This window comes from Terrimonas ferruginea DSM 30193 (genome assembly GCF_000425585.1).
GTDB classification, from domain to species: Bacteria; Bacteroidota; Bacteroidia; order Chitinophagales; family Chitinophagaceae; genus Terrimonas; species Terrimonas ferruginea.
Genome location: NZ_KE384402.1, coordinates 145,376 through 154,448 on the forward strand (window position 1 = coordinate 145,376; position 9,073 = coordinate 154,448).

Consider the following 9,073-nt stretch of genomic DNA (forward strand, 5'->3'; position numbering starts at 1 on the left):
CTTTCCCGCACCAACGACAAATGATTTTCAAATTTTCAAATTATCAAATTGCCTAATTATCCCGTATTTGCTTATCTTCGCGGCCGGCAGGTCTTACACGACCAGCTCCTGCTGAATCTCCCCAGGGCCGGAAGGCAGCAAGGATACGCGGTTGTAGCGGTGCGATGTGAGTAGCCTGCCTTTTTTTTTCTTTTTTTCCGGAAGACCATTAACCCGGAACATTCCCACTGCCAACAGATCTTCAATCAACAAATTTCCTCTTGCTATGAAATTTTTCATTGACACTGCCAATCTCGCTCAGATCAAAGAAGCTCACGAATTAGGCATCCTCGACGGAGTTACCACTAACCCTTCACTGATGGCCAAAGAAGGCATCAAAGGACAGGAAGCTATTTTCAACCACTACCGCGCTATCTGCGACCTCGTAGACGGCGACATCAGTGCAGAAGTAGTGAGCACAGATTTCGACGGCATCATTGAAGAAGGCAAGAAGCTGGCCGCTATCCACCCCAATATCATCGTGAAAGTGCCGATGATCAAAGACGGTGTGAAAGCGATCAAATGGTTTACCGACAACGGTATCGCTACCAACTGTACACTCGTATTTTCTGCCGGACAGGCCATCCTTTGTGCCAAAGCCGGTGCCAAATATGTATCGCCCTTCATCGGTCGTGTAGACGATAGCGGCTGGGATGGCGTACAACTCGTACAACAGATCGCCAACATTTACGCAGTTCAGGGATTTAAAACCCAGGTACTGGCAGCTTCTATCCGCAATGCCAACCACATCATCCGCTGCGCAGAAGCCGGCGCCGATGTGTGCACCTGCCCGCTCGATTCAATCCTGGCACTGCTAAAACATCCGCTTACCGATATCGGTCTGGCAAAATTCCTCGAAGACGCAAAGAAACTTTAAATACAAAAAACCGCCTGAAGGCGGTTTTTTAATGTGTAAATGTGTCGGTCCGGCTTCGCCGGACGATATGTGTAAATGTGGAAATGGAAACGCTTCCCTGCACACTCATTTTCCCATTTACACACTTACACATTCTCACCTGGTTCCTGCCACAGAATTCAATTGCGTAAATCCTCCCAAGTCAATTGAAACACTTCTCTCCATACTCATTTTCACATTTACACATGGCCCCGCAAAGCGGGCACATTTTCACATTCTCACCTGGTTCCTGCCACAGAATTCAACTGCGTAAATCCCACCAACTCATCGGCACGGCCGCCAAACGGGCGGAAGTAAACCAGCACCATATAATTATTTTCAGCCCCCCAATAATTGCCTTCTATATTTTCAGGCACGGCATTGCGCGAAGCACCTCCTGGTTGTGCCACATAAGAATAGTTGTAATATCCCTGCTTTAAAAACAACGTTTTTTCATACACACCTTTCTCTTCATTGAATTCCATACGAGAGGCATCATTGGTTTTATAGCCCGTTACTTCCCCATATAGATAAATGTCTTTGCCAGGGATTGCCTGCTTGTTAGGTGGCACAAACGTAAAGTGCGTGTAGGCATAATCGCTCTGCCAGTACGGATTGTTGCCATCCGTATTCTCCAAGGTATAAATGCCATTGATATCGGTATAAAAGAAATACACCTGTCCTTTGCGGTCTACGTCAGGCTTTACCACCACATCTACCCTGCCGGGCACGCTGTCATATATTTTCACCATGCGGTCACTCATGAGCCGCAGACTCCGCAGATCGATCCAGCGCCATTCTATGCCGCCGGGAAAGGTGGTGCCGTCATCACTGAATTCAAAATAGTTTCCACGGAAGATAGTCGGCTTGTCGACCATCACCGACGTGTTCCAGTTATAGTTCTGCAGTATGCGCAGGCGAATGTCCTGCGGCGATAGTATGTTAATGCGTGAGTTAGCCGTATTGATCACGGCCTGCACACGCTGATGCGTTTGAAACAATTGACCATTGTAAGGCTGACGTATCTGTGCTCCGATCTGTACTTTATTATCCACTACCAGGAATCTTTTCGTCAGCACCGTTTTCGATGTGTCATTGTTCAGGAATACTTTCAGGATGTAGTTACCCGATCTGGAAGGTATCGAGTTACGTTCGGGAAAACGTGCCTGGTAATGTGTGTAACGTGTCTCGGATATAGATGAGTTCCTGTATGTGCCGATACGTGTGCTTTGAAATCCCTGGATATAATCAAATCCCATCAGGCTGCTCTGCGTCCAGTCGGCATTGCAGAGGATAAAACTGAAATAAAAGTTTTTGATGTCGCCGTCCATGTCATCGAAATGCAGTTCCAACTGATCCGCACCATTGAGTTGCAGGACCGGATAGCTATAGATATCTCCCGCCTTGAATAATTTAACAGAATGAATGGAAGGCTGATAAATGCGTTCTTCCCATTGCGCACGCAGACCTGTCGTTAAACCAAGCAGCAGCAGAAAAAAAAGGATTCGTTTCATGAGGATCAGCGTTAAAATGAACCGCAGCCGGGCAGACAACGGCATGAAAAAGTGAAATTAAGACTTTAAACCGCTTAATTTTGACACTAAGACAAATTAATCGACTTGAAGGTTGCCCGTTTCATCGCTCATCGTGTTGCTTTTAACCAGCAACGTTCACTGTCCCGGTTTATCATCCGGCTTTCCATCGTGGCAACCGTTATCAGCGTGGCGGTTATGATCGTTACATTGGCTTTCGCCAATGGTTTCCAGGAAAAAGTAAGTGAGAAAGTTTTTAGTTTCTGGGGGCATATCCGTATCCAGGAAAAACAACCCTTCAAAGCGTTGATCGCTGAAGAAATTCCGATCACCCGTGATCCTGATCTTGAAAAAGATATCATGCGGGATCCGCAGATCAAAAGCATTGCCGCTTTTGCCACCAAGTATGCCATCCTTAAGACAAAGGACGAGATCGATGGTGTGTTGCTGAAAGGCGTGGATGCCGGTTACAATTTTCACCAGATGGAGGATTTTATCCAGGAAGGACGGCCCATCCAATTCAACGACAGTACCTACAGCCGCGAGATCATGCTGTCCGCTTATATGGCTTCACAATTAAAATTGAAAGCCAATGACCGCATCCTGATTTATTTTATCCGTCCCGACGGCCGCCTCCGCCCCGACCGGCTGACTGTTAGCGGTATTTACAAAACCGGCATCGAAGAATACGATCATACTTTCGCCATTGGCGATATCCGTTTACTACAACGACTCAATGATTGGGACTCCACGCAGATCGGCGGTTATGAGTTGTTTCTACACGACAGAAAAGCGATCGATCAAGTGGCCGATGATATTTACAGCCGCGAAAACTTTCCTCCTACCTGGGATGCGCAGAGTGTGCGTTCAGTATCTCCCAATATCTTCGACTGGCTCAACATGCAGGACACCACCCGCAATGTGCTGATCGGGTTCATGGTGGCCGTGGCGATCATCAACCTCATCACCTGCCTGATTATCCTGGTGCTCGAACGCGTGCGGATGATCGGCGTGCTGAAAGCTTTAGGCGCCACCGACTGGACCGTGCAAAAGATATTTCTTCGTCATTCCTTATTAATCACCTTGTCGGGTATCCTGCTCGGCGCAGCAGTCGGGTTGGGCATTCTCTATCTGCAGGAAGCGACCGGCTTTATCACCCTGCCGGAAGATGCTTATTACATGGATAAAGCTGCCGTTAAAATTGTATGGAGCCAGGTGGGGTTGGTTTGCGGCGGCACCTTATTGATTTGCCTGCTCGTGTTGATGATCCCTTCGCTGATCGTGCGGAAGATCCAACCCGTAAAAGCGATACAGTTCCGCTAACCCCGCATGTGCGAAAGCAGGATGCCCGTTGCCACCGCTGCATTCAATGATTCAGCCTGTCCTATTCGGGGTATCGTAATGCGCTTCGTAACTTTTTCAAATACTGCAGGGCTTATTCCTTTTGATTCGTTGCCGATCACGAGCACCCCTTCTTTTATTTTTCCGGTGGCACTAACAGCCTGTCCTTCCAGTGCGGCGGCATAGATTACAGGCTGACCTTCTTCAGCCAACCATTTTTCCAGATCGGTATATAAAATGCCTACGCGGCTGATGCTGCCCATAGTCGATTGCACCACTTTGGGGTTGTAGCAATCGGCACAATCACGGCTGCATATGATCCGGCTGATCCCGAACCAGTCCGCAATCCGGATGATGGTGCCGAGATTTCCCGGATCCTGGATGGTGTCGAGCGCCAGCACCAACTGCCCGCGGACCGGTGCCGCATACGGGATGTCGAATTGTTTTACAACGGCCAGCACCTGGTTGGGCGTGGCCAACTGCGAAATCCTTTCCAACTCATGCGGCTGAAGGGTCACCGTGTCGGGTCCGCCTGCCGGCCGCTGGCTGATCCATTCCGGTACCGCATAAAGCTCCGTGATGCGGTCCGGACAGGCCTGGAGGAGCTCGCTCACCAGCTTGGGCCCCTCGGCGATAAATACGCCCTCTTCATCCCTGAATTTTTTATGGCCCAAACTTTGAATATATTTGATCTTCAATTTAGTAAGCATCCGGTTTGTATTAGTTTTTATGTCAACCAGCCATCGGTCACCACATACCCTTTTTTGGAAATTCCTGGTAGCAGCATGGCTGATATTCCTGATGGACTCCTGTACGGTTGTGCGAAAATACCCCGAGCAGCAACCATTTGTCTATAAAACAAATATCAATGTTATAGGCAACTTTACCAATGAACATCGAAAGGAACTGGAAGCCGGCCTCACCAACCAATTGGACGACAGCATGCAGGCCCGCAAACTCGACCGCCTGGTCGTCTCCGTTTTGCGCCATCCGCCGGTATTTGACAGCGCCAGTGCCGACAAAACCGTGGAGTTCATGCGTTATTACCTCAACTCACTCGGGTATTTCCAGGACTCGATTACTTATTCGAGAGAAATAAAACCTAAAGGCGACCAATACCGAACCTATGTAACCTTCGACGTAAAACCCGGCAAAATTGTGCGCCTCGACTCCATCAGTTACACGATGAAGGACAGCGCGCTTCAGGCGCTTAACAATGCACACCTGGATCAGGCCCTGATCAAAAAAGGTGATCCGTTTGCGCAAGCAGTGATCGCCGCGGAACGTGACCGCATCACCGAACTCTTTCGCAACAACGGCTACCTGCGTTTCAGCTCGGATGAGATCTACGGCCTTTGGGATACCCTGGACATTTCACTACTGCAACCGCGGCTCGATCCGTTTGAACAACTCGAAGTATGGCAGGAATTGCGTAAGCGCCGTGAAAATCCGACTGCCAATCTCGAAATGCGGCTGAAGCCTTTGACCGACAGCAGCAAACTCTGGAAATATTATGTGGGGAATGTAACCGTATATCCCAATTACACCATCGACACGCTCAATGGACAACGGCATGAGGAAACGGTGAAAGATGTACAAATCATTCAGCACGGCTACGAATTCAAATCAAAAATCTTTCCTTCCAATATTTATCTCAAACGAGGCGACCTGTACAACCAGCGACGTTACCTGCGTACGTTGAACCGTTTTAATAATCTCGGCACATGGCGCGTGGTAAACATCGACCAGGTGCCGCGGAAAGGACAGGATACCGTTGACTTTGTGATCCGCCTTACGCCCGCCAAAAAATATTCGTTCACCACCAACCTTGAAGGCAGTGTGAACCAAAGCCCCATTTCCGGCAACCTGCTTGGTATTGGCATCAACGCCGGTATACAAAACAGAAATTTTTCCCGCGCAGCCAACCTTGCCAATACCAACATCCGCTATGGTGTGGAACTGGGCGCAAACGAAATAAGCCAGTTTATCCAGACGCAACAGGTGAGTCTCAGCCATAACATTTCCATACCACGCTTCCTTTTCCCTGAATTTGGTTTTGTAGAAAAATTCAAGGAACGTTTCCGGGGAAATATCCGCTCGCTTTTCTCTTTCAATGCGGCCAACACGGAACGGCGTCTTTTGTACAACCTCACTACAATCAACGGTGGCTGGGGCTATGAATTTCAGCGCCGCCGCTGGTTGCTGACCGTGCGACTGCCCAACATAGAATATTCTTATCTCCAGCAACGCGACAGTCTTACACGGCTGATTGAACAAAACCCTTCATTGCGTAATATTTTCACGGATGGATTTATTTCATCTGTTGTTGCCAACTATACACTGACAGGTGGCAACAACCGTGCGCTGAATGTGCTGCGTGCCAACGTGGAAGAATCGGGATTGCTGACTGGCATGATCCGCAATTCCTTTTTAGATAAACATCTTTACCGTTTTATCAAAGCGGATGTGGAAGTAGCGCGGCTGATCAGGTTTACCAAATCGTCCATCGCCTTGCGCGCATTTGCAGGCGTGGGATATGAATTTGAATTCACACGCGATCCGGCGAAGCGGAACAACCTGCCGTTTTTCAAACAATACTTCTCAGGAGGTCCGAACAGTATGCGCGCCTGGCAACTCCGGCGCTTGGGCCCGGGATCAACGGTCCAGCCTTTTACGGGCGCCAACAGCATACCCGACCGTTATGGCGATGTGCAAATAGAAGTGAATGCGGAATACCGTTTTCCCGTGGCAAAACCACTGGGCATACCGGTCAACGGAGCTTTGTTTACCGACATCGGTAACGTATGGTTCCTGAAAAAATCTGCCGGCACGGAAGAGCAGGTATTCAAACTCAGCCGGCTGCCGCAGGACATAGCCATTGGTGTAGGTGCGGGCCTGCGCATCGATCTTAGCTTCTTTGTGATCAGATTCGATTATGCCTACAAGGTGAAGGACCCGAGCCCTGATGCGCGTAATGCGTCTTACCAGAATAAATTCTTTGCGTATCCTTTCTTCAAGGGCGACCAGTTTCAACTGGGCATCAACTATCCGTTTATATTCTGATCCGGCTTTTCAGCAGCTTCTTTTTCACGGGAAGCCTTCAACTGCTCCGCAAATTCTTCGGGTGTAATCGCATCTTCCACGCGGAATTCTCCGATGCGTGTGCGGCAGAGTTTGCTTAAGTACGCACCGCAACCAAGCAATTGTCCGAGATCATTTGCCAGGCTTCTGATGTACGTACCCGTAGAACAGACCACCCGAAAATCAAGTTCACCGGTGCGCGCGGGTTTTACCTCAAAAGCATAAATCGTAACGCGGCGCGGGTCGAGTTTTACTTCCTTTCCCTGGCGTGCCAGTTCGTACACGCGTTTACCATCTACCTTAATAGCCGAGTGCGCCGGAGGTATCTGGTCGATGGGGCCGGTAAGGCGGGCCACTGCTTCGTTTATCTGTTCGGGAGTAATGTGGGATATGTCTTTAAAATCCTGTGGCTCAGACTCGAGGTCATACGTGGGGGTAATGGCACCGAGAGTAATGGTGCCGGTGTATTCTTTTTCCTGCGCCATGTATTCGTTGATGCGCTTGGTAAATTTTCCGGTGCAGATGATCAGCAGGCCCGTCGCCAGCGGATCCAGTGTGCCTGCATGGCCTACTTTCTTAATGCGTATCTGTCCACGGATCTTGCGTACCGCATCAAAAGAAGTCCAGCGAAGAGGTTTATTGATCAATAAAACTTTGCCTGATTCAAAATCATTCATGCCGCAAAGATCGTGAATCCGCCAATCAGATGGAAGACCTGTTTTTCAGTTCCACATATTTGTTGATAGCGTCGATGGTCAGGTTTTCCGGCGTAGTGAGGATGGCAAGGATGCCATTGTTGCGCAGTTCTTTTACCATCAGCCTTTTTTCGTAAGCAAACTTATCGGCGATGGTTTTAATATAAATATCCTCGATCGTTTTCGCTTTGCTTTCGCTGACGGCGGTAAGTTCCGTGTTTTCAAAAAACACCACGAGCAGCAGGTGGTAGTGGGCGATCTTCCGCAAGGCGGGCAAAGCGCGTTGCAGGCTCTCGGGCGATTCGAAATTAGTGAACAACACCAGCAGGCTGCGATTGGTGATGCGGTGCCGGATAACGGAATATAACTTTTCGTAGTCGGCTTCCAGGAATTTTGTCTGCTGGCGGTACAACACTTCCAGGATGCGGTTCATCTGCGTGGGCTTCTTGTCTGCCTGCACCCAGGCATCGAGGTTTTCGGCAAAAGTGACCAAGCCCGCTTTGTCCTGGCGGACGAGCGCCACATTTGACAATACCAGGCTCGCGTTCACCGCATAATCGAGCAGGCTCATGTTCTCGAAAGGCATCTTCATCACACGGCCTTTATTGATAAGGCAATAAATCTGCTGGCTGCGTTCGTCTTCGTAACTGTTGACCATCAGATCGCCTTTGCGGCCGGTGGCTTTCCAGTTGATGGTGCGGTAATCGTCACCGCGTACGTATTCTTTGATCTGTTCGTATTCCATGCTATGCCCTATTCTTCTCACGCGTTTCACGCCGGCATCCTGTAGCTTGTTGCTGGCGGCGAGTAATTGATAGCGGCGCATCTGCATATACGAAGGATATACTTTGATCACACGATGTGCATCGATGGTATAACGCCTGCTTACGAGTTTCAGCGGACCTTCGGCATAACAATAAATATTTCCGAAATCGTATTCACCTCTTACGACCGGGCGAAGTGTATACTTTATTTCTCCGTTAGATTCGCCTTTGACCAGGAGGTTGCGTTTCCAGCGGCGCTCTTCAAATTGAAAAGGCAGTTCATCTACCACTTCCACACGCACATCGAAGGAGTAGTTATTGTGAATAATGACCGAGACGGGGTTGTCATCGCCGAGGCTCATGCGATCGCCGGCTTCTCTCGATGCGGTGATGCCCTTACGGCTGTAAAGCAGCAGCGTGTCGATCAGCACCAGCACCAGCAGAAAAATCAGCAAGAGCCAGGCCAGGGTAAAGAGGTTTTCCCAGAAATAGCTGACCACGCAGAGAACAGCGGATAGTCCCCCGATGTAGTAAACAAAATTTCTGAGATAAAACGACTTGGTCAAAATTTAAATTTAGAAAGTCAAAAACGTGAATCGTGAATCGTGAATCGTCAATGGTGAATAGTGAATAGCTACTTAATACTTATTACTTACTACTTACTACTTACTACTTACTACTTACTACTTACTACTTACTACTTACTACTTACTACTTACTACTTAC

At 48.8% G+C, this 9,073-nt stretch carries 7 protein-coding genes and 1 other RNA gene; 4 read left to right on the forward strand and 4 right to left on the reverse strand.

Going from position 1 to position 9,073, the window contains the following annotated elements; genetic code table 11:
- The first annotated feature begins 84 nt into the window (after positions 1-84).
- Together ffs and fsa are read left to right on the forward strand one after the other, a co-directional pair.
- Positions 85-184, forward strand: an RNA gene (gene ffs, locus H608_RS24205) — signal recognition particle sRNA small type.
- Positions 185-265: 81 nt separating this feature from the next.
- Entirely contained in the window at positions 266-916 is a 651-nt protein-coding gene (fsa, locus tag H608_RS0119825; protein WP_028789214.1) for a fructose-6-phosphate aldolase, read from the forward strand.
- A gap of 257 nt (positions 917-1,173) precedes the next feature.
- On the opposite strand, the gene H608_RS0119830 is transcribed toward fsa, so the two are convergent.
- On the reverse strand, positions 1,174-2,448 hold the full coding sequence (locus H608_RS0119830) for a type IX secretion system plug protein (RefSeq protein ID WP_028789215.1): 1,275 nt from the start codon (positions 2,446-2,448) through the stop codon (positions 1,174-1,176).
- Positions 2,449-2,553: 105 nt separating this feature from the next.
- Between H608_RS0119830 and H608_RS0119835 the strand changes: the two genes are divergently transcribed.
- Complete coding sequence (locus H608_RS0119835) at positions 2,554-3,789, forward strand: ABC transporter permease (RefSeq protein WP_028789216.1); 1,236 nt, start codon at positions 2,554-2,556, stop codon at positions 3,787-3,789.
- Here the strand turns inward: H608_RS0119835 and H608_RS0119840 are convergent.
- Entirely contained in the window at positions 3,786-4,517 is a 732-nt protein-coding gene (locus H608_RS0119840; protein ID WP_028789217.1) for a TrmH family RNA methyltransferase, read from the reverse strand. The genes H608_RS0119835 and H608_RS0119840 overlap by 4 nt on opposite strands.
- A gap of 19 nt (positions 4,518-4,536) precedes the next feature.
- On the opposite strand from H608_RS0119840, the gene tamL reads away from it, so the two are divergent.
- Positions 4,537-6,870, forward strand: coding sequence for a translocation and assembly module lipoprotein TamL (tamL, locus tag H608_RS0119845; protein WP_245565781.1), 2,334 nt, complete (start codon positions 4,537-4,539; stop codon positions 6,868-6,870).
- Here tamL and truB read toward each other — a convergent pair.
- Both truB and H608_RS0119855 read right to left on the reverse strand, forming a co-directional pair.
- Positions 6,852-7,565 carry a tRNA pseudouridine(55) synthase TruB gene (truB, locus tag H608_RS0119850; RefSeq protein WP_028789219.1) on the reverse strand — a complete coding sequence of 238 codons (714 nt, stop codon included), beginning with the start codon at positions 7,563-7,565 and terminating at the stop codon, positions 6,852-6,854. The two genes, tamL and truB, sit on opposite strands and share 19 nt — an antisense overlap.
- Positions 7,566-7,590: 25 nt before the next feature.
- The gene (locus H608_RS0119855; RefSeq protein ID WP_028789220.1) at positions 7,591-8,913 is read right to left on the reverse strand and encodes a DUF58 domain-containing protein; all 1,323 of its coding nucleotides are present in this window, start codon (positions 8,911-8,913) and stop codon (positions 7,591-7,593) included.
- Positions 8,914-9,073 lie beyond the last annotated feature (160 nt).

Excerpts from the sequence above, each read along its gene's own strand:
- H608_RS0119840 (WP_028789217.1), bottom strand. The coding sequence starts at position 4,517 with ATGCTTACTAAATTGAAGATCAAATATATTCAAAGTTTGGGCCATAAA.
- H608_RS0119830 (WP_028789215.1), bottom strand. The coding sequence starts at position 2,448 with ATGAAACGAATCCTTTTTTTTCTGCTGCTGCTTGGTTTAACGACAGGT.
- tamL (WP_245565781.1), top strand. The coding sequence starts at position 4,537 with ATGTCAACCAGCCATCGGTCACCACATACCCTTTTTTGGAAATTCCTG.
- fsa (WP_028789214.1), top strand. The coding sequence starts at position 266 with ATGAAATTTTTCATTGACACTGCCAATCTCGCTCAGATCAAAGAAGCT.
- truB (WP_028789219.1), bottom strand. The coding sequence starts at position 7,565 with ATGAATGATTTTGAATCAGGCAAAGTTTTATTGATCAATAAACCTCTT.